Raw genomic sequence first — 19,976 nt, forward strand, 5'->3', positions numbered from 1 at the left:
ATACTCATTAGCTTCCTTTAGGAGTTTAATCAGTCTTTCTTTCTGCTCTTGAGACAGATGATTTTTAGCTGGCATATCCTGGCGACCGCGCTCTTTACCTTGTCTTTATATTATACAATTAAGCTGCGTAGCAGCTTATCAACGCCTCAAATCCGAATTTCCCCAGATTCACGAATCGGCTGACAATGGCTTTCGCCTAACCGATTGGACTTTTGATAATCGTAACCTCACTACCCATCAACTAGAACACCTCAACGCCCTGTGTACGTCAATGGATTGGGGCTTTACCTACAGTTCGGTGCAATGTCACATTAAACCCAGATCTCAGGATAAAGCCACTGGGTTAATCCAAGTGTTACGCGACTACTTTCCCCAGTATCAACCTGAACAAGTGCTGACAGTCGGTGATAGTCCTAACGATGCCAGTTTATTTAACCCACAGCTATTTCCCCTATCGGTGGGCGTTGCTAATGTTTTGGATTATAGCGATGAACTGGACTATAAACCCGCTTATGTAACCGTCGCTACAGAAGGCGAGGGATTTTGTGAGTTAGTAGAGTACCTGAACCAGTTCATGTAGAGACGTGCCATGGCACGTCTGGGTGTAGGAAAAGCAGGGGTAGCAACAAAGAAATGACCAATGACGAATGACCAATGACGAATGTCTGCTAATGTAGTTACCGGACAAGCGATTGTGCAGGCTCCCTCGCGATTTATCCGAGGGATGAAACCGAGCGATGCGTCCAGCACAACAACTTTAGTTGCGAGTGCTAATCAGCTTGTGTTATGATTCTACCATAATCTCAACGCGGTAAAATGATTGTCTACGAGGGTAAGTTAAAAGGGAAAGAGTATCAGTACAGAAGGCTTGATGAAGCCATTCGTACTGGTCTGTTTATCCGTAATGCTTGCCTTAAATATTGGGAAGATGGTCAGGCTAAGACCCGCAATGATTTTTCCAAGTATTGTACGATTCTTGGTAAAAGTAAAGAGTTTCCCTGGGCGGGGAAATTAAACTCTCAGGCTCGACAAGCCATGTCCGAGCGTGCTTGGGCGGCTATTTCAAGATTCTTTGATAACTGCAAAAACCAGATTAAGGGGAAGAAAGGCTACCCCAAGTACAAGAAAAACCGTCCTAATCATGGTTCCGTAGAGTATAAGACATCTGGCTGGAAACTATCAGAGAATCGTGACTCAATCACATTCACCGATGGATTTAAAGCCGGAGAATTCAAGCTCTACGGTACTCGCGACTTAAACTACTATCAACTAACTCAGATAAAGCGAGTTAGGGTAGTACGCCGTGCCGATGGATACTATGCCCAATTCTGTATTGACCATGACAGGACTGAAGATAGGACTCCGACAGGTCACAACGTAGGGTTAGATGTTGGTTTAAACCATTTTTATACCGACTCAGATGGTCAGACAGTTGACAATCCGAGATTCTTGAGAAAGTCAGACCAAGCACTGAAACGACTTCAAAAACGAGTATCCAAGAAGTTTAAGAAAGGTCAACCACAATCTAACAACTACAAAAAGGCTAAGCAAAAGTTAGCCAAAAAGCATTTGAAAGTCAGTAGGCAGCGTAAAGACTTTGCGGTAAAGACTGCATTGTGCGTAGTCCGGTCTAACGACTTGGTAGCTTATGTAGACGCGCCAGCGGCTTGCCGAAGGCTAGACTTGCAAGTGCGGAATATGGTCAAGAATCATCACCTAGCTAAATCAATTAGTGATGCAGCTTGGTCTGAATTTAGGCGCACTCTTGAGTATTTTGGCAAAGTATTTGGTGTAGCAACGGTTGCCGTTAAGCCTCACTACACCTCTCAAAACTGTTCCAACTGCGGCTGTGTTGTAAAGAAAACGCTTTCAACACGAACCCACAAATGTAAATGCGGGTTTATTTTAGACCGTGATTGGAATGCCGCGATAAACATACTCAAGGAAGCACTTCGTACGCTCCGGGCATACAGGAACATTCCAGGAATACTGGATAAACGCTTCGGGACAACTCGCCCTATGCGTGTATTGATGAGAATCAATACTCGCTTGGTGGTTGGATGAGCGAAGAATCCCCCGCGTTTTTAACCGGGGGAGTGTCAATTGATTAATAATTGATGCCTTTTAGCGACCTGGCTCAAATTCACGCCTCAAGGGTTGACAACAAAGGCGTCGAAAAAAGGTGTAGGAGTAACATCTATGGTGCTGGTTGTCCAAAAATATGGTGGAACCTCGGTTGGCTCAGTTGAGCGGATTCAAACCGTTGCCCAACGACTCTTAAAAACAGTTCAAGCGGGTAACTCCTTAGTCGTCGTCGTGTCAGCGATGGGTAAAACGACTGATGGGTTAGTTAAACTGGCTCACGAAATTTCAGCCCATCCCAGCCGTCGGGAAATGGATATGTTACTCTCCACCGGCGAACAAGTCTCCATCGCCCTGCTAGCGATGGCGTTGCAGGAATTAGGACAACCCGCGATTTCTATGACTGGCGCACAAGTGGGCATTGTCACGGAAGCCCAATATAGCCGCGCCCGTATCTTTAGTATCCACACCGAACGAATTTCTCGACATCTAGACGAAGGTAAAGTCGTTGTGGTAGCGGGGTTTCAAGGGATCAGTAGTCTGAATGACTTAGAAATTACCACCTTGGGGCGCGGGGGATCAGATACCTCAGCCGTGGCGTTAGCCGCATCATTAGGGGCGGCTCGGTGTGAGATTTACACCGATGTCCCTGGTATTTTAACGGCTGATCCGCGCTTAGTCCCAGATGCCCAACTCATGGACGAGATTACCTGCGATGAGATGCTGGAATTGGCAAGCTTAGGGGCGAAGGTACTGCATCCGCGTGCGGTGGAAATTGCTAGGAATTACGGTGTACCCTTGGTTGTGCTATCGAGTTGGACTGATGCTCCGGGAACAAAGGTGATTTCTCCCACGCCACAACCCCGTTCTTTAGATGATTTAGAAATAGCTCGCTCGGTCGATGCTGTAGAATTTGATACCGATCAGGCAAAAGTGGCAATGCTGCGGGTTCCGGATCATCCCGGTGTCGCGGCACAATTGTTTGGTGAGATTGCGGGTCAAGATTTAGATGTGGATTTAATTATCCAGTCGATTCACGAGGGGAATACGAATGATATCGCTTTTAGTGTGAGTAAGGGTATTCTCAAACGGGCTGAAGCCGTCGCTGAAGCCATTGCACCCGCTTTGTGCAGCCCCACCAATCCCCGTGGGGATGAGGCGGAAGTCTTAGTGGAACCGGATATCGCCAAAATTGCGATCGCGGGGGCGGGAATGATTGGACACCCCGGTATTGCGGCTCAAATGTTCACCACCCTGGCAAATGCGGGAATCAATATTCTGATGATTTCCACCTCCGAGGTGAAAGTAAGCTGTGTGATTGATGCGGCTGATTGTAATCGTGCGATCGCAGTTTTGTGTGACCAGTTTAATATTAAGAGTTCCCCCGCCCGTCTACCGATTTCTGAGAATGTAGAGACGTTGCGTGGCGCGTCTCTACATTCAAACCCCGTCCGAGGTGTTGCCCTTGACCAAAATCAAGCCCGTTTAGCGATTCGCTATGTTCCTGATCGTCCGGGTATGGCAGCTCGGATATTTAGTATTTTAGCCGAGCAAGCAATCAGCGTGGATATGATTATTCAATCTCAGCGCTGTCGAGTGATTGATGGAATTCCCACACGCGATATTGCTTTCACCGTCGCCCAAGCTGAGGCGGAAAATGCCCAGAAAATTCTCCACAAAGCAGCGCCTATTTTAGGGTACGGAGAGGTTCTCCTTGATGCCGATATTGCTAAAGTCAGTATTGTTGGTGCAGGAATGATTGGACAACCCGGTGTAGCTGCACGAATGTTTGCTGCTCTTTCTCAGCACAAAATTAATATCCAAATGATTACCACTTCGGAAATAAGGATTAGTTGTGTAGTGAATAAAGAGCAAGGGGTGACAGCATTACAAGCCATTCACCAGGCATTTGAGTTGGCGGGAAATCAGCAAATTGAAGTTCCAGCTTAGGAGTTATATCAAGTCAGGATGTTCTTGGTTGTAGGTATCAGAACTAATGACAACGGCTGGACGTTTCTTACTCGTTGTTTGATTAGTAAAAGGAAATGGAACCAGGATAACATCGCCAAAATTATAGCTGGTCATATTCAGCATCATCTGGATTATCCCAGACCTTCGCAAATGTCTTTTCCGAAAGTTTAGCGGCTTCTCGAACCATCGTCTGATGCTGTTGACTGCGTCCTAGTAAAAAATCGACAAAATCGGCTACTTCTTCAAGTTTACCAGGAGGTAAGTCGCGGATTTTTTCAATTAGCGTATGTTCAAAAGGATTGAGGATAACTGTATTATTCATATTTTAATAGATTTTTCTTCACTTATTTAGCATGATTCAATTTTGTCCACTAAATTAGCATATTTTGGATAGGCTGGCAACTGCGATTCTGGATCATTGGCAACCGCTGTTATTAAAAATGCGATCGCGAATCTCTAGAGCGCCAAAGGAATACTGGCTCGACGGGTAAAAAAGCTGACTAATTAAGGCTTTTGATCTAAACGAATCGCCCGATCCAACGCCGTTTTTTCCCTTGCCCTACGAACATAAGGCTCTAATTGTTTCACATCCAAACCGCTTAAAATATTCAAATCCTCCACATTCATCCCTCTCATTAGCATTTCCACACACCATGTCTGTCGCGCTTGCTCAATTGAGGGAGATGGCATTTCCAACCCAGAGGTAAAGTCACGCCATGCGGATCTTAATTCTGACACAGACATCCGTTCCAAGGCTTCATTGACAAACAAGGGTGAGCGATCATCTTTACGATTTTTGAGCCATTGGTTTAAGGGATTGCGGGTGTAAGAACCATAGCGCTTACCCATAATCCGCTGATTCACAGGGACTTGGCGCACGTTACCTTGAGTCACTTGCAACAAGTGTCTGTGGGCGTCACTAATTTGGTGCGATCGCTCTAAGGCAATAATTTCTTCTATCCGCAACCCCGCACCAAAGAGGACATAGGCGAGAGCATAATCCCGGAATCCGCTTTTTTTGGCTTGTTGCAAAATGCCATGAACTAAGGATGGGGGTAAATCGGCTACAGTCTCAGAGGAGATGGCTGGAGAGGGCAAGTTCGGGGAAGAATCGGGTACAAGCTGGCGCACTATCTCCCCTGTATCGCCGCTTCCTGGTTCTTCCTCCGCCTCTTCCCGTCTCTGTAGCTCTCCGTCGGCAAAAGCTCCGTGTAAGATAAGTTCGACCAAACTTTGCAAAAAATCCTCCTGATTCTGCCAAAGCCTGTGGAACTCGCTGGTTAGTTCAATCACCAAATACCCAAATAACATCCCATTAACCAAACTGGCTAATTTTTCCGCTGATAAACGCAAATGTAAGCGATCGCGTTGAATCACGGTGGTAAGATAATTAGCAAAGTCCAGGTTGGCTTGAGTAACACCTTCTCCTAACGCCTGACGATGCTCAACGGTGTATTTTCCTGACTCCCCAACCACAGAGCGCAATAATTCGGGCATTTGCGTGAGAACCTGAAGGCGATCGCGTCCATAGTTGGTCAACGCCTGCTCAAACGTCGTTGTCTGATCCACTTGGGCTCTGAGGGATTCACCCAGACGGGTAAACACCCCAGAGTCTTCGATCACGGCTAAGAGCAATCCTTGTTTGTTACCAAAGTGACGGAACAGCGTGACTTCATTAACTTGGGCTAATTCAGCAATCTGACGTGTTGTCGTCTCGGTAACCCCCTGAACGGTAAACAACTCAAGCGCTGCTTGAATTAAACGCGCTCGTGTTGTAGAACTGGTACGAGACATAGTTTAGTAATGTAAGTAACACTTGCATTTTGATGGATAAATCGTTAAGCTGATGATAGAAGTGTAAGTAACACTTGCACCTCAATTCCTACTGTAACGATTCTCAGTCAACAACCCATCGCTAAAAGCGAGGGCTCCTTATAGCCTAAGTTGACCAGCCTAAGTGCTTAGCGCACTACGTTAACGGCAAGCGTTAAAGTTCCTACCTTGGGATGCGTGCCAGTTCCAAGCTCTAGAACCGAGTGGTTAAACAGGTCTAAAGGGTTAAGCCAGTGCTGCTTGGAAAGTACCGACCGTTAACTTATGCGAGGCAAACATTACCCCGGAAACGGGAGTTGGGGCAACCATACCCCAAAGGGGGGGCAACCATACTCCCCCACCAATTTGTCCAAGGAAAGTAGTACATTCTGCCCTGCTTTCCTCCCGTCGCTAAAAGCGAGGGTCTCCAGCAGGTTTTTAAAAGATGATGACTAATCCCTCAATTTCAGCGCCTCCTCAAAGTCGCGTTAATCTACCCTTTCATTGGCCGAGTCTGCTATTTTTTGGCACGATTCACGCTTTGGCACTGCTGGCGCCCTGGTTTTTTTCCTGGCCAGCCTTGGGAGTAATGATACTTCTCCACTGGCTCTTTGGCAGTATTGGCATCTGCTTATCCTATCACCGACTTTTGACTCATCGGAGTTTTCAAGTGCCTAAGTGGTTAGAATATACCCTTACCACCATTGGGGCTTTAGCTCTCCAAGGGGGACCAATTTTCTGGGTAGCAGGACACCGTCAGCACCATGCTCACCCTGATGATGCAAACAAAGACCCTTACTCAGCACGAAATGGGTTTTGGTGGAGTCACATGCTTTGGCTGTTCTATCACAAACCCGAATTTTTTGATTACCAAGTTTATCAAAAATTTGCTCCTGATATTGCCAGAGATCCCTATTATCGCTGGTTAGATCGCTATTTCTTAGCGCTACAAATTCCTCTGGGTCTATTGCTTTACCTAGTAGGGGGATGGCAATTTGTATTCTGGGGTGTCTTTGTGCGAGCTGTCGTACTGTGGCACAGCACCTGGTTAATTAATTCTGCCACTCACCTGCGCGGTTATCAGACTTATGAAGTTAATGATGGTTCTCGCAATCTCTGGTGGGCAGCTATTTTAACCTACGGAGAAGGTTGGCACAACAATCATCATGCTCAACCCAATGTTGCTCCGGCTGGACGTAAATGGTGGGAAATAGATATGACGTGGTGGGCAATTCAAATACTCCAAGGAGTGGGTTTAGCAAAGAAAGTTGTTCTACCACCCAAAAAGGCAGCATAGTAAAGTTCCTTTGGAATTCAAAACTATGCCCTTGAGCAAGGGCGTTGGCTTAAAAGCTTGTTTTCATCAGATGTTCAGATTGTTGGAAGAGTTGGTAAATATATGCATTGCTAAACTCTAGATTTTAGAGGAGAGTATGTCTTGAGTTAAATACTGTTTGGTACTAACTCAATTAATAATTCAATATAACTGATCAGTCGTTTAATTGAACCATATAACCAGACAAGCATAGGTTATGTGGTTTTTTGCTCTAATATAGCAGTAGACACATCGATTAGGACTTTCTGAACTGTTGTAGAGACGTTGCATGCAACGTCTCTACATAAATGATGTGTCCTAACCGTCTTGGCGGTTGCTATATCTCCTGAATAACGGTAATGTCTACTCTAAATCAACGTATTCGGCTAAATTTTCAATCTGGGGATCAGGAAACTGATAAAGTAGACGCCACAGTACGGTATAACTCCCATCTAAACGCTGGTGAACGGGTTGAAAAGCAACAATAACATCGCTGCTCGGTGTATTGAGAATTTCTGGTAAATAACGGCGCTGCGCTCTGGAAATTGGTTCTCCTTTAAGTACGGCTTCAGGTAACCGGAATTGGATTAATCTGACTAAATAGGTATTATTTAATTCTACCTCTGAACCTGTAGCCGCAGGTGGGCTTAAAGGAGGAACAAATCCGATACCATCCTTACCTGTATAAAAGCGCCGTTGGTCTATTTGTAAGGCTTCTACTGCATTGGGCGGACGATAATTCAGGAATAAATCCCGTTGTTCGGGTGTCAGGGTGGGAATCGTTTTTAGGTTGGCGTCGAGTTCGGCAAAAGAAACATCACCCAAATTTACGATAAAACCATAATCTAGCCCCTGCAAGGGAATGGTAAAGTTTCCATTTTCAATCTCCAGCGCCAAGCTAGGAACGTAATCCGTAGTCGGTTCTACCCCAGCAGTTAAGGGAAAGGGTTGGGGGAGGGGAGATAGCAGGCGGTTTTGCAGCTTATTGGGATCAGGTTGATAGCTTTCGGCGAGAAATATACGAGCAATCCCGGTGTTGGGTTGGGCAAGAAATTCGGCATATCGCTGTGGTTCTAAGGGCAAAAGACCCAAAGTACTTTGAGTTGGAATGACCGAATAGACACCGGGGTCAATTATACGAGCAGAGTCGGGAAATGCGGGTAATGTAGGTAGTAGTTGTTCCCTTGCGGCTTGCATGGTTCGGGTAATAGCTTCCGGAGGCGCGATCGCAGGTTGTAGCGGCGGCTCCTGATCCTCTGTAGTCGGGCGCTTTGTCGGCATACCTAAGACAGGTGGTTCCGGTTTTGGGAAGTCAGGTACAGGCGAAAATCTTGGACGCAGTGGCGTGGCTAAATTCAGCCGCAATCCTATGCGTTGCTCATCGGGTAAGAGACTGGGTGCAGCTACCCCGGCTAGCATCGGTAACCGCATATCCAACAGATCAACCATTGGTTTCAGCTTTTGGGTAGACGCATAAAGATTGCAATACACCTGTCGCTGGGGTAAGGTTAACGGTGCAGGAAAATCGGGATCAGGGGTTCCGTTATTACAGAGAAACTGGGGAATTTGATACTGACTCTTCAAGAAGCGTTCCACTTTGCCTAGATGTAAGAACAGTTGCGATCGCGTCGCTTCTACTTGATATACATTAGGACTGTAAAATGCCCCCTCAATCCGATTAATTAAATTCAGTTGTTCTTGCACCAGTTGTTCGGCGGGACGCCAAAATCCTTGGGCAAACCTAGGTTCTTCTGTTGTATCTTGGGCATTTGCCGGGGACAGGGAAAGTAGCGGGAACGATAGTGATAAGGATAGTAATACAAATAAAGGCGAGTAGTGCATAAGTAGTCGGACAGGAAACTTTAGGGGCGCAAAGGAGGGTTCTCAATGTAACCGTAAAATCTATTCCTCTATTTTATCTCACTGCCCTGCAAGGACAGTGATTTCCTACCAGTCGAACAGAGTTACAGCGCGATGGCGTGTAAGTGAGGTACACAAACAGATCCCCGACTTATTGAAAAAGTAGGGCATCTTGCTTAGTTGTTAAAATCGTAATGTGGTTCGTATTGTGCCAATGAATGTATCATCATTATCGCTATTATGATCAGGTGCAGTGAGCCAAATTATCCCTGGTGTAATTGTAATATTATCGGTTAATTGATACTGGTAGAATGCCTCTAGATGTAGGGATATACTCGGATCATCAATGCCCAAATTCTTCAGGCTATCGCTCCTGTTGGTGACTTTGGGTTCCATACCGACGATAAACCCGGCTAGATTGCCTGTTTTGCCTAAATCGGGTAAGGCTAATGTTACCGCCCAATACCAAAGATTAGCATCCCCTTCATTAATCACCTCGGCTGTGGTATAACCTGCCCATCCCCCGACAACAAATCGTGGATTAATTTGTACTGAAGCGGCGATACCAAAGGAATTTGTGACTACGGGCAAGTCTAATTGATTGACTAAATTAGTATCAAGACTCCCGACTTGCCAGTCTTGATTGTAAGCATTAACATAAGTCAAGCCAATTGTGGCGCGATCGCTCGGCTCATACTTGACTTGGGCTAATGCGCCATAAGCCCCATCAAATAAACCGTTACCGGGTTGAGGATTTCCCCCATTCCCAGCTAAATACCCTAAGCTGACTTCTAAGGTGTCACTCACTGCATGTCTTACCCCCAAACCCGCCCCACTGACTAAATAATAAATGGGCGCACGAGTGGCAAAACGAGACACCGCCCCACTAGCACCATCCCCATCTAGATAAGGATTAATCGTATCGGTAAAGTCATCAGCACCTCCAGCATTCGCCGCGATAACGACTTGCGTCTGATTCCCGATGGGGAAACGGTACAATAGGGCATCAATCTCTAGGTCACTATCCCTAGCCCCAGTAAAGGCTAATTCCCCTTCTGGCGTACCTGTACGACTTTCCAGACTCCTTAACCCTTCGGCTTGCAGTCGGGTTATTAGTACATCTTGACCTGTAAAACTGGTTTCTAAATTTAAGCGGGTACGATGTCCCAATGTGGTTACATGATCATCCTCACTGACAATCCCCGCCGCCCCAATAATCACTTCCCCCTCCAGTTGGGTTGTCGTCGAAAATTGCGTCAGTTCCAGTTCCCGAGTCCGGGCGGTTAGGGCGTCTACATCTGCTCTTAGCAGGGAGAGTTCTAAGACAAATTCATTGGTTAACTGTTCCAGTGTCACCAAGTCTGTTGGAGGAACATCGCGTCCTCTGGCAATTAGTAATTGTATCTGATCCAAAGCCTGACGTAATCCAGCGGCGAACTCATAGCGAGTCATAGCTTGATTGCCCCGGAACGTGCGATCGGGATACCCTGTGAGTATGCCATATCGTTCGATCAGTGATCGCAAGGCTGTATACGCCCAATCACTGGGTTGTACATCCCGCAACTGAGAAACATTTGTTACTTGACCCAAACTATTATTATCGCTGTAGTGATTAATTTGGTCTAAACGTTTCTCGGTGGGATCACTCGACTCATTCTCTGATATTTCTTTTCTCTCTAAGGTTTCTCCAAAGAAACAAAACTCCCCCACGATACCACACCTGTGCACCTCTACCTCTTGTGCCGTAAGGGTTCCAGTCCACAATAGCCAAAACGCGATCGCAGGACTTATCCGCAGCAATTTCTGCCAAATTTGATACATTTTTCGGTTTTTCCTCACAATCCTTTCCCATTCTTAATCCCTGACACGCCTAAACGCCAAGAAAGTTGAGCAAGATAGCTCAGGAACAGGAAGATGACAAATGACTAAAATATAAAATTGTTCTCTTATAAATTTAGACACGATGCCCCCTGCTGTTTGTGTCCAACACGTCAACAAAACCTACGATAAAGTCCCTGTAGTTAAGGACCTCTCCTTCACTATCGAATCGGGAGAGATATTCGGTCTACTCGGTCCCAACGGGGCGGGGAAATCGACAACAATTCGCATGTTAACCACCCTAACCCGACCCACCGAAGGGCAAATTGAGATTGCGGGTTATGATGTGGTGCGTCAACCGGCTGAGGTAAAGCAAAATATCGGCGTCGTGTTGCAACAAACCAGCGTTGACAACGACCTAACCGTTTGGGAAAATATGGAACTCCACGGACGCTTGCACCACATTCCTAATCCCCGACGGCAAACCCTGATTAACCAGTGGTTAGAGTATGTAGAATTAGCCCAACGGCGGGATTCGCCAGTGAAAACCCTATCTGGTGGGATGAAGCGTCGCCTGCAAATTGCCAGGGCGCTACTCCACCAACCTAAAATTCTATTTTTAGATGAACCCACGGTGGGACTTGATCCCCAAACCCGTCGCCGCCTGTGGGAAATTATTCGGGATTTAAACCGCCAAGGGATGACAATGCTGCTGACGACTCATTACATGGACGAGGTGGAGGTGTTGTGTGATCAGTATGGGGCAAGTCAGCCAGGACGCATCGGTATTATGGACTGTGGTAAGCTAATTGAACTGGGAACTCTGCAACAACTCAAAGCTAACCATGGTGAAGGGTTGCTGATGAAACAAATCGGCGATCGCTTTGAGTATAAATTCTTTCCCACTCTAGACGATGCCAATGCCTACCTTGACAGCTTACCGGATAAAACAGGTATGATGGTTCGTCCCTCGAATTTAGAAGATATCTTTGTGGAATTGACGGGACGACAACTCGATTAAGGAGCGTATCGGTACTTCCGTTCCGAAAAACCTATACAGAACTATGCATAGTTAGGCATATCTGTACATAGTCGGAACGTGCAGACTAAGACTCATCGCTGTCTACGTTAGACGGGTCACGACACCAGCCATGTGAACGCCAGCATGATGCTCTGTCGAATTCAGTTAAGTAATCAGTGAACAGGTTTATAGCTGTAGTGCTGAATTCGTAAAAAGCCCGTCTAACATTGTCGAGGCAAACTTTACTTAGCAATAAGGTTGACAGAAGATGTCAAATTACGTTTTTCTCATTGATCAAAAAAAAACACCGATGAATCCCATTCATCCGGCACAAGCTAGGAACTTATTGGCTTGTGAGAAGTGCAACATCAAAAAAGGAATAAAGCCTATTGAAAAATTTCTTAAGAAAAAGCCAGGCTTGCTTAAGCGAATATTGGCTCAAGCTAAACGACCTTTGAAAGACGCAGCCGCCGTTAATTCTACCCGATGGGCGCTGTTTTATCGCCTCAAGAAAACGGGTTTATCCGTCATCACTGGTACAGGTGGACAGACTAAATACAACCGGATTCGATTGGGACTGCCAAAAGAACATTGGCTAGATGCTGCCTGCGTCGGCATAACCGAAACGCTTCATGTGCTGACCAAGCGAATCCTGAAAGTCAAAGCAACCGGGATGGGTGGACGGCAACGCTGTCAAACCAATAAGTATGGCTATCCGATAAAACACCGTCCGCTACGTCCTATTTTTGGGTTCTGTACAGGGGATATTGTACGTGCCGTGGTTCCCAAAGGTAAATACAAGGGGACTTTCATGGGTAGAGTTTGCCCGATGTCAGACGGTCGCGGAGAGTTTGTTATTGACAATAAAAGGAGGTCAATCAAATTAGATTACTGCACCCCAGTTCATCGTAAGGACGGCTATGGCTATGCATTTTGACCATACTTGCATAGATATGCAGAGAAATAGGATTACAGTTTCACACCCAATCCCTAATCCCCAATCACTCACGCGCCATGTCCGACTAGGGAAGCGAAGGATCAAAACTCGGTAAGGGCGGGTTTTGAACCAAAGTTATCGTCAACAGCTTGAGCGAATTCCTTAAAAGAGCCCCTACACATTCAACACTCAAAACGTCCCCAATCCCCAATGCCTCGTCTAGCGACCCAAATTGAAGCAATTCTATACTTAAAGGGCAAACCCTTGTCCTTGGCGGAAATTGCTGAGTGTGCAGGGTGCGATCGCGTTGCGGCAGAAGATGCTTTAATTGAACTGATGTCAGACTATGCCTATCGAGACAGCGCCCTAGAAGTCGTCGAAACACCAAAGGGTTACAGCTTGCAGTTACGAGCTTCATTTGCTACGTTAATGCAAAGTCTAGTGCCTGCTGAATTAGGTCTAGGAGCATTGAGAACCCTAGCCGCGATCGCACTCAAACAACCTATTGCTCAAACTCAACTGATCGACTTACGCGGTAGTGGTGCTTATCAACATGTTCAAGAACTGATTTCCCTGGGATTTGTCAGCAGACGCCGACAAAGTGATGGTCGTTCTTACTGGTTGCAAGTTACGAATAAATTTCATCAACACTTTGAACTCGATAACCTCCTACCGTCCCTACAGACACCCTCTCAATCCTAAGCACCACCTCATCTCATTCTCATCCTTACGCCTGAATCACATCCTGAATTTCTTCCTTAAGAACTAGGGCTGTTGCACCAAAGCACCAAGTCGGTAGGCAGCACAATCGTTTAGAGTAGAAACAAGTAAGTCACGTCTTTTGATTCTAATGGTATTTAACTCTGACTTCCTCAATTCTCCCCCTGAAGATGACGCATCCAACCAATTACTGAACTATCTACAACACCAATCCCCAGATGTGCTGTCCCAAGTTGCCAAATCTGCCAGCCCGGAAATTCAGCAAATCATTTCCCAGAACGTCCAGGGACTGGTGGGCATGCTTCCTTCGGAGAGTTTCAATGTCCAAATTACCACAGATCGCGAAAATTTAGCTGGATTGCTGGCTTCGGCGATGATGACGGGCTATTTTCTGCGTCGCATGGAACAACGCATGGAACTAGAAGATAATATGACCGACACTATGAGTTGGCATAGGCAATCCCATCATAACGATCACTCTTAGGATTCTTCTATCTAAACCGATTCCTGTAAGATCCTAAGAGATTCATGGGAAAGCTATTCCCCCGTTTAATCAAGACGGGTGGCGGGGGATTGGGCTGCCGTAAAGGGCAGTCGTTTTTGTTCGACTAAAGATAGTATAATCCATTATAGCCAATCTTTAAAATCCACAAAATTTTTCCTAACATGAACAACTTATTGCCAATTATTACCGGATTTGTTTTAATCTACGCCTTACTTGTCTTGGTGGGTGGCATAATTGGATATGTAAAAGCCAAAAGCCAAAAATCTCTAATTTCGGGTATCACTAGTGGTCTGGGACTGTTGGTCGCTTGGTGGCTTTGTCGGGTAATCCCAATTATGGGACTGGGACTAGCCACACTAATTTCCCTACTGTTATTTATTGTCTTTGTTATTCGTCTTTTCCGCACCCGCGCCTTTATGCCTTCGGGAATGATGATGGTTTTTTCGCTAATGGCTACCTTACTCTTTTCGGTAGGATTATTAGCAGCAGAAGGTTTATTGCAATAAATTACTGTATTTTACCGATGATCCGGATGCTCAAGCAAAATAGCAGGCGATAAGATGAGAAGTTCTTTAAAAACCCCTTATGTATTACTTCCTATCTTATTGGGCTGCTGCTTTTTTGTTTATTTCATCAGTTCGGGTCAATATCCTTGGCTCAAATCCTTTTCCTTAGATATTGCCTCAGAAATTACTGGCATTATCATCGTTGTCTTTTCAATTGATCGAGTTATGGCTATCGATCAAGAAAATCAACGAATAAAACTCGAATCTGTGGCATTCCTACAGCTCAGGAGACCACTTCAACGTCACTTTTATTTGTTTTTCAATATGTTTAAGGCGGCTATTGCCGAAAAACCAGATAAAAATTATCAAACAGTCGTTGATTTATTTGACCATACATTTTTTGAAGAATTAGCGTTTCTTGATTTTTCCAAGCCAGCCCCGGTATTGGGCGCAATTGAAGCAGATTGGTCTGAATATTTGTTACGGGAATGCTCGCAGTTTAAAGATTCCTTAAACCGCACCATGGAAAAATATTGTTTATTTTTACAACCTGAACTTATTGAATTGATGGAAGAAATGATCAATTCTCCATTTCTGTGGATTGTCTTCAATGCGCCCGTCATTCGCCAGTTTAGCGTAAACAATAACACCTCTAATTCTTATAATTTATTAGCCCGACAAGAAATTCGGGATTTACTGAAAGAGTATATTCAACTCATTACAGCGTTATTAGAGCAATATAATCAAAGAGTTCCAGAAGACAAACAAATTAAAATTTCTGATGAATTGTGGGAAAACGGAGTTCTGCCAAAAATTGGTAGCGGTAGAATCTAGAGATTTAAGGCAAGTAATAAGCCTGCCCGAAAAGCGTTGCGAAAGGTCAATTGTAGGGGTGGGCATGAGCGGTTTAATTTTGATACCTATTGATAAGCTCTCCACAAAACCCTCCCTTATTCATAAATTATAAGTCATAAATTATAATGTATTCTATTCAACGACTCGAATCCATCCCCGATTTAAACCTTCATAAATCTTTTCAACTAGGTTTTGCTCTTCCCTAGAAAGTGACTGCTTCGATAAAAGTGCTGACATGAACAGTTGTTGGTCAATTCGGCTAATTTGGCGCATATCAATAATGCGATTGGCAATTTGCCGGACAGGAAATTTGGGAAAACAAACTTGAGCAGATTTCATTGGGTCTTTAGCAACGTGGTGTATCTCTCCTTAAGATATATTAAAGAACTTATCAATTCTCGAACGTGATCAAATTACCGCATTGTCAGTGATTCTGACTCGACAGAAATTGTGATAAGTGTTTTATTAGCCAAGTGATGAGTCCTCAAGAAAGCTTATGATAAATCTGTCTTCATCAGGTGATCTAAATCACAAAAGAATAGGAATAAGTATGTAAAGTTTCAACATCCTAACCCACTAAAATCCCCTTGTCTCTCTTTTCTTTTGTTTCCAATACTCAGATGCTTTGACCTGTCCTAATTCTAAGAGGTACGGGTCTTTTAGGGTAAGGGTTGACGTTGGCGGCGAGGGTTCAACTCCCAAGGCGGCGATAACTTGATGACCTAAGACTCGTCCGAGTCGTGGCGGTACAGCATTTCCCACCTGTCGAAATCCATGCCATTTCGTAGCATGAAAGCGGAACCAGTCCGGAAACGAATGTAAACGTGCGGCTTCTCGTACTGAAATGACCCGTGGATATTTAGGATGAATGGGACGGGGGGAGGTATAGCTACCGTGTTCGGGTCCGGTACCTGCCCGTAAGGTGTAGCAGGGTTTGTCCCAGTCTAGGCGTTGTAGGCGACTAATCGATTCCAATTGACCGGGTGGTGTTTGATTAAACCGTTCAATCGAGGCTAGATTGTGTCGCGTTCGCTTGGAACTGGTTAAGAGGAACGGATTCCATTGGCGGGGATAGGCAAAATTAAAGGGATCGCTGATTATACCTCGTAGCTTTTCCACGTAAGGCATGGCTAATGCTTGAAGTAATTGTAACTGGGGGAGTGTCAGTTCTACCGAGTCTGAGGTTTGAAGTTCGGTAAAATCATCTAAATTGGGTAAATCCGCGATCGCATCCCGAACCGTACAAAACTCAGAGGGTGATTGCAATTGAGGTTGAGGATAGGTTAAGGGTTTCACTCCCACCTGATTCCCCAAGACAAATAACCGTTGTCGCTGCTGCGGTACACCGAAATTAACCGCGCTTAGTACCTGTATCGGTTGAATTATCTCATACCCGGCTGCTTGAAACTCGCACTGCAACCGATTCAGTAGGTTTTGGTATTTTTTCAGACCTAAACCCGGAACATTTTCCATAACAAAATAACGAGGCTGGAGTTCTTTGACCAAGCGACAGAATTCAAAGACTAAAAGGTTACGTTTGTCACAAACCTGACGTTTCCCCATCACTGAAAATCCCTGACAGGGAGGTCCCCCAAATACCAAGTCAATGTCAATCCTGTCGCGATCGCTAACTAGAACAGGACTCCTTTGCTGATCGCACCAATCCCGCAAGGCTTGCTGGATATGTGTTCCCGTCAAGTCAGATACATCAGCGCACAAGACATGAGTCTGGGGAAAGTTAAACCCATAGACAGCCGCGTGAATCGGGTCTTTTTCCACTGCGATCGCCACATCCAACCCCGCCTGTTCGATCCCCAGGGAAAACCCACCAACTCCTGCAAATAAATCAATGGCGACAGGTCGATACCCCAAATTTGCCATCCCCTCATCCATTGCTTTAGCTTATCGGCGATTCATCTCACGGTCAATCAGAGATTCGACCGTGATCTGTTCCCTGTTTTGTCTAATTCGGTTACCACGCAAAATCCCCCAGTCACTTAAGACAGGGGGAAATTTTTGCGAATTATTGCAGGTTCACCGAAACGCCGTCTTGCCTCAGCTTATGACCTGGAAAACCAGGTGGGCATCGTGGACGCTCGTTTTAAGTTTCCGGGTTCATGCCCGGTCTACTGCCACAAGGTCTCTCGATTCCCTTTGCTATACGGACAAAGATCAAAAAACACTATTGGCAGTCACCAACGTTCCAGTGGAACCTGTCCTTCTATTCTAACGATTTATTTCCAGATGTCCACTGTCCAGTATTGCCATCTTCTGTAGGTACAGATGGTGTGCGATCTGAAGATGACCGATGTTCGTGCCTAATCATAAGCTGTTCTAGACACTCTAGGCTAAACTGATGAGTGTCATCGATCGCAAACCATGATGTTCGGGGTTATTGGCAGATGGTTTACAGCGAACCCCACTCCTATCTTGTCAAACTGGGGTTATTCCACTGGAACAGTTGGCGACAGAAACATCCTGATGTTACTCCCATGCTGGAGGGTGCCAACCTAAATTTATTGGATCTGAGTGGATTTAACCTCCGAGGGGCTAATATTCAAGGTGCTAACCTCTTTGGCACAGATTTGCTTGATGCTGACTTGACGGATGCCAATCTCACAAAAGCTGATTTTACAGGTGCCGATTTGAGGAATGCTTTTCTTTGCGGCGCTGATTTATCGGAAGCACGGTTGATTAGAACCCAAGCTTTAGGTACAAACTTTGAGAGAGCCATATTCACAGGAGTCTGCTTAGAAGACTGGAATATTGATAGTAAAACTAACTTGATTGGAGTTATCTGCGACTACGTTTATCTTAAATCCAGATATTCTCCTCAGAATAAACGATATGTATTACAAGAACGCCGTCCTCATAGTGGCAGATTTGAACCAGGTGAGTTTGCCAAGCTTTTCCAAACAACTCTAGAAACGGTTGAGTTAATCTTTCGCAACGGGATTGATTGGCAAGCGTTTTTGGTTGCTTTTCAAAATTTGGAGAAAGAACAGGGTGATTTTCCTGTCTCTATTCAATCCATTGAAACGAAGGATCGAGGCACTGTAGTCATCCACCTAAATGTTCTGCCAGAGCAGGATAAGGCAAAAATTGAGCAATCCTTTAAACAGTGTTATAAACAGGAACTTCAATGCATTGAGGCAGATTATCAAGAAAAGTTTGGTACTAGAGTTCAGTCAGAGGAATTAATTAGTAAGTATCGCCAGCGAAATTCAGATTTTAAAGCCATGATTCAGGTTATGGCTAAAGATCAAAGTGACTTTGTTTTAAATATGTTGCCACAATTAGAGTGATTTTTCACGGGTCATTGGTCATTCGTACTTTGTTATTTGTTCAATATTTTTTCCACTCAAAACTCAGTAATGGCGGGTTTAGTCAAGTTATATTTGATAGTCTTTAACTGTACCACAGGGTTTCTATGGATTGTGCGATCGCCTGCGGGTTTCTCTCTGGGCTAGAATCCAACAGGACTGTGACATGTCCGAGTTTGCGCCCTGGGCGCGATTGTTTTTTCCCATACCAATGCAGATATGTTTGGGGCTGACGGGCTAGTTTTTGCCGTTTTTCGAGGTAGTCGTTCTGGGAATATTCGTAACCTAATAGGTTAATCATGACGGCTCCCTTACACCTAAGTGTCGGTTTCGTCAATTCTAATCCAGCAACTGCCCGTAAATGCATTTCAAACTGCGAAGTTTCACAAGCATCTAAACTAAAATGCCCAGAATTGTGGGTACGGGGGGAGACTTCGTTGACAAATACCTGATTATTGGCGGTGAGAAACAGTTCAATCCCAAACACGCCCACGGCTTGTAGACTATTGAGTAAGGTACGTGCGATCGCGTCAATTTCTTTTTCTGTCTCTGTGCTAATCGGGGCGGGAATGATCGCCCGACGGCACACTTGCTTTTCCTGCTGGGTTTCAACAACGGGGTAAACCACTACCTCACCGCTTAAAGAACGAGCAGCGATTACAGCTAATTCTCGTTCAAAGGGTACAAATTCCTCGACGAGGAGGGGTGTATCGGCAAGTTTTGAACAGAGTTCCTGAAAACTCTCTCTCTCCTTCAAAATAAACGTGCCTTGACCATCATAGCCGTGGCGTCGCGCTTTGAGAACGACAGGAAAATCCATCCTATCTGGGTTGAGGGGTGTCTGTAGTAAGTTAAAAGCCGGTTGGGGTAAACCAATGTCGCGTAAATAGCAGCGTTGGTGATACTTATCCAGTAGGGGGGCTAAAGCCTCTAGGCGGGGGCGAAAACAGACACCTTGGTTTGCCAAGGGGAACAACCCATCCAAATTAATAAATTCATTCTCAAAGGTGATCACATCACAATCGGCGGCTAACTTAGCCGTCGCGGCGGCGTCATCAATCGGGGCAAAGATGGTATCGGAGGCGACAGTAACGGCTGGATCAGTAGGATGGGGTGTTTGAATGACTAAATCCAATCCCAATGATTTAGCCCCATCTCCCATCATCCAAGCCAGTTGTCCGCCACCAATTACCCCTACTCGTTTCACAGTCTTAGGCATCAATAGGTTTGAGTCACTCGTTTGTCATGTTA

Annotated in this window: 17 protein-coding genes, 1 other RNA gene and 3 pseudogenes; 12 read left to right on the top strand and 9 right to left on the bottom strand. The window is 45.3% G+C overall.

The genetic code is table 11. The features are described from left to right. Positions 1-136 precede the first annotated feature (136 nt). The 4 genes and pseudogenes from RLO19_RS18010 to RLO19_RS18025 all read left to right on the top strand — a co-directional run. Positions 137-580 (top strand): annotated as a pseudogene (locus RLO19_RS18010) (HAD hydrolase family protein); the annotation flags it as partial. Between the two features lie 81 nt (positions 581-661). Further along, complete coding sequence (locus RLO19_RS18015; RefSeq protein ID WP_446358595.1) at positions 662-790, top strand: hypothetical protein; 129 nt, start codon at positions 662-664, stop codon at positions 788-790. 26 nt (positions 791-816) lie between these two features. Beyond that, positions 817-2,032, top strand: a pseudogene (locus tag RLO19_RS18020) (RNA-guided endonuclease InsQ/TnpB family protein). A 167-nt stretch (positions 2,033-2,199) separates the two neighbouring features. Beyond that, positions 2,200-4,032, top strand: coding sequence for an aspartate kinase (locus tag RLO19_RS18025; protein ID WP_446358597.1), 1,833 nt, complete (start codon positions 2,200-2,202; stop codon positions 4,030-4,032). Between the two features lie 6 nt (positions 4,033-4,038). Here RLO19_RS18025 and RLO19_RS18030 read toward each other — a convergent pair. The 3 genes and pseudogenes from RLO19_RS18030 to RLO19_RS18040 all read right to left on the bottom strand — a co-directional run. Beyond that, positions 4,039-4,167 (bottom strand): annotated as a pseudogene (locus RLO19_RS18030) (type II toxin-antitoxin system PemK/MazF family toxin); the annotation flags it as partial. Beyond that, positions 4,154-4,375 (bottom strand): toxin-antitoxin system, antitoxin component, Xre family protein, encoded by a 222-nt coding sequence (locus tag RLO19_RS18035; RefSeq protein ID WP_446358599.1) that lies wholly within the window; start codon positions 4,373-4,375, stop codon positions 4,154-4,156. The pseudogene RLO19_RS18030 and the gene RLO19_RS18035, both read right to left, overlap by 14 nt. Before the next feature lie 182 nt (positions 4,376-4,557). Further along, entirely contained in the window at positions 4,558-5,847 is a 1,290-nt protein-coding gene (locus tag RLO19_RS18040) for a TetR family transcriptional regulator (protein WP_446358601.1), read from the bottom strand. A gap of 466 nt (positions 5,848-6,313) precedes the next feature. On the opposite strand from RLO19_RS18040, the gene RLO19_RS18045 reads away from it, so the two are divergent. Next, entirely contained in the window at positions 6,314-7,162 is an 849-nt protein-coding gene (locus tag RLO19_RS18045; RefSeq protein WP_446358689.1) for an acyl-CoA desaturase, read from the top strand. A 381-nt stretch (positions 7,163-7,543) separates the two neighbouring features. Here RLO19_RS18045 and RLO19_RS18050 read toward each other — a convergent pair whose 3' ends face one another. Both RLO19_RS18050 and RLO19_RS18055 read right to left on the bottom strand, forming a co-directional pair. Further along, positions 7,544-9,022 carry a hypothetical protein gene (locus RLO19_RS18050; RefSeq protein ID WP_446358602.1) on the bottom strand — a complete coding sequence of 493 codons (1,479 nt, stop codon included), beginning with the start codon at positions 9,020-9,022 and terminating at the stop codon, positions 7,544-7,546. Positions 9,023-9,223: 201 nt separating this feature from the next. Further along, the gene (locus tag RLO19_RS18055; protein ID WP_446358604.1) at positions 9,224-10,861 is read right to left on the bottom strand and encodes an iron uptake porin; all 1,638 of its coding nucleotides are present in this window, start codon (positions 10,859-10,861) and stop codon (positions 9,224-9,226) included. Between the two features lie 142 nt (positions 10,862-11,003). Here RLO19_RS18055 and RLO19_RS18060 point away from each other — a divergent pair, with 142 nt between their 5' ends. The 6 genes from RLO19_RS18060 to RLO19_RS18085 all read left to right on the top strand — a co-directional run bounded on the left by RLO19_RS18060 (position 11,004) and on the right by RLO19_RS18085 (position 15,381). Beyond that, positions 11,004-11,879, top strand: coding sequence for an ABC transporter ATP-binding protein (locus RLO19_RS18060; RefSeq protein ID WP_446358606.1), 876 nt, complete (start codon positions 11,004-11,006; stop codon positions 11,877-11,879). Positions 11,880-12,147: 268 nt separating this feature from the next. Next, positions 12,148-12,816, top strand: a complete 669-nt coding sequence (locus tag RLO19_RS18065; RefSeq protein WP_446358608.1) for a hypothetical protein — start codon at positions 12,148-12,150, stop codon at positions 12,814-12,816. Positions 12,817-13,026: 210 nt separating this feature from the next. Then, complete coding sequence (gene scpB, locus RLO19_RS18070) at positions 13,027-13,518, top strand: SMC-Scp complex subunit ScpB (RefSeq protein WP_446335418.1); 492 nt, start codon at positions 13,027-13,029, stop codon at positions 13,516-13,518. A 148-nt stretch (positions 13,519-13,666) separates the two neighbouring features. Further along, a complete protein-coding gene (locus tag RLO19_RS18075) occupies positions 13,667-14,020 on the top strand; it encodes a DUF760 domain-containing protein (RefSeq protein WP_446335419.1) in 354 nt (117 codons plus the stop codon). 182 nt (positions 14,021-14,202) lie between these two features. Beyond that, the gene (locus RLO19_RS18080) at positions 14,203-14,547 is read left to right on the top strand and encodes a TMEM14 family protein (RefSeq protein ID WP_446358610.1); all 345 of its coding nucleotides are present in this window, start codon (positions 14,203-14,205) and stop codon (positions 14,545-14,547) included. Positions 14,548-14,601: 54 nt separating this feature from the next. Next, on the top strand, positions 14,602-15,381 hold the full coding sequence (locus RLO19_RS18085) for a hypothetical protein (RefSeq protein ID WP_446358611.1): 780 nt from the start codon (positions 14,602-14,604) through the stop codon (positions 15,379-15,381). Positions 15,382-15,534: 153 nt separating this feature from the next. On the opposite strand, the gene RLO19_RS18090 is transcribed toward RLO19_RS18085, so the two are convergent. The 3 genes from RLO19_RS18090 to ssrS form a co-directional block, all read right to left on the bottom strand. After that, complete coding sequence (locus RLO19_RS18090; RefSeq protein WP_446358613.1) at positions 15,535-15,741, bottom strand: hypothetical protein; 207 nt, start codon at positions 15,739-15,741, stop codon at positions 15,535-15,537. A 237-nt stretch (positions 15,742-15,978) separates the two neighbouring features. Continuing rightward, positions 15,979-17,283: a DNA cytosine methyltransferase gene (locus RLO19_RS18095; RefSeq protein WP_446358615.1), complete on the bottom strand. Its 1,305-nt coding sequence runs from the start codon at positions 17,281-17,283 to the stop codon at positions 15,979-15,981. Between the two features lie 149 nt (positions 17,284-17,432). After that, a non-coding RNA gene (gene ssrS, locus RLO19_RS18100) (6S RNA) lies at positions 17,433-17,615 on the bottom strand. A gap of 147 nt (positions 17,616-17,762) precedes the next feature. Here ssrS and RLO19_RS18105 point away from each other — a divergent pair. Continuing rightward, positions 17,763-18,707, top strand: a complete 945-nt coding sequence (locus RLO19_RS18105; protein WP_446358617.1) for a pentapeptide repeat-containing protein — start codon at positions 17,763-17,765, stop codon at positions 18,705-18,707. A 103-nt stretch (positions 18,708-18,810) separates the two neighbouring features. Here RLO19_RS18105 and RLO19_RS18110 read toward each other — a convergent pair whose 3' ends face one another. After that, entirely contained in the window at positions 18,811-19,944 is a 1,134-nt protein-coding gene (locus RLO19_RS18110) for a 5-(carboxyamino)imidazole ribonucleotide synthase (RefSeq protein WP_446358690.1), read from the bottom strand. Positions 19,945-19,976: the final 32 nt, after the last annotated feature.

Origin of the sequence: Coleofasciculus sp. G2-EDA-02, assembly GCF_040226375.1 — a bacterium.
Lineage (GTDB): Bacteria > Cyanobacteriota > Cyanobacteriia > Cyanobacteriales > Coleofasciculaceae > Coleofasciculus.

Bases quoted from the DNA above. Each gene is read 5' to 3' on its own strand.
- RLO19_RS18110 (WP_446358690.1), bottom strand. From the start codon at position 19,944: ATGCCTAAGACTGTGAAACGAGTAGGGGTAATTGGTGGCGGACAACTG.
- RLO19_RS18060 (WP_446358606.1), top strand. From the start codon at position 11,004: ATGCCCCCTGCTGTTTGTGTCCAACACGTCAACAAAACCTACGATAAA.
- RLO19_RS18075 (WP_446335419.1), top strand. From the start codon at position 13,667: ATGGTATTTAACTCTGACTTCCTCAATTCTCCCCCTGAAGATGACGCA.
- RLO19_RS18050 (WP_446358602.1), bottom strand. From the start codon at position 9,022: ATGCACTACTCGCCTTTATTTGTATTACTATCCTTATCACTATCGTTC.
- RLO19_RS18025 (WP_446358597.1), top strand. From the start codon at position 2,200: ATGGTGCTGGTTGTCCAAAAATATGGTGGAACCTCGGTTGGCTCAGTT.
- RLO19_RS18045 (WP_446358689.1), top strand. From the start codon at position 6,314: ATGACTAATCCCTCAATTTCAGCGCCTCCTCAAAGTCGCGTTAATCTA.
- RLO19_RS18055 (WP_446358604.1), bottom strand. From the start codon at position 10,861: ATGTATCAAATTTGGCAGAAATTGCTGCGGATAAGTCCTGCGATCGCG.
- RLO19_RS18095 (WP_446358615.1), bottom strand. From the start codon at position 17,283: ATGGCAAATTTGGGGTATCGACCTGTCGCCATTGATTTATTTGCAGGA.
- RLO19_RS18035 (WP_446358599.1), bottom strand. From the start codon at position 4,375: ATGAATAATACAGTTATCCTCAATCCTTTTGAACATACGCTAATTGAA.
- scpB (WP_446335418.1), top strand. From the start codon at position 13,027: ATGCCTCGTCTAGCGACCCAAATTGAAGCAATTCTATACTTAAAGGGC.
- RLO19_RS18015 (WP_446358595.1), top strand. From the start codon at position 662: ATGTCTGCTAATGTAGTTACCGGACAAGCGATTGTGCAGGCTCCCTCG.
- RLO19_RS18040 (WP_446358601.1), bottom strand. From the start codon at position 5,847: ATGTCTCGTACCAGTTCTACAACACGAGCGCGTTTAATTCAAGCAGCG.
- RLO19_RS18085 (WP_446358611.1), top strand. From the start codon at position 14,602: ATGAGAAGTTCTTTAAAAACCCCTTATGTATTACTTCCTATCTTATTG.
- RLO19_RS18065 (WP_446358608.1), top strand. From the start codon at position 12,148: ATGTCAAATTACGTTTTTCTCATTGATCAAAAAAAAACACCGATGAAT.
- RLO19_RS18090 (WP_446358613.1), bottom strand. From the start codon at position 15,741: ATGAAATCTGCTCAAGTTTGTTTTCCCAAATTTCCTGTCCGGCAAATT.
- RLO19_RS18080 (WP_446358610.1), top strand. From the start codon at position 14,203: ATGAACAACTTATTGCCAATTATTACCGGATTTGTTTTAATCTACGCC.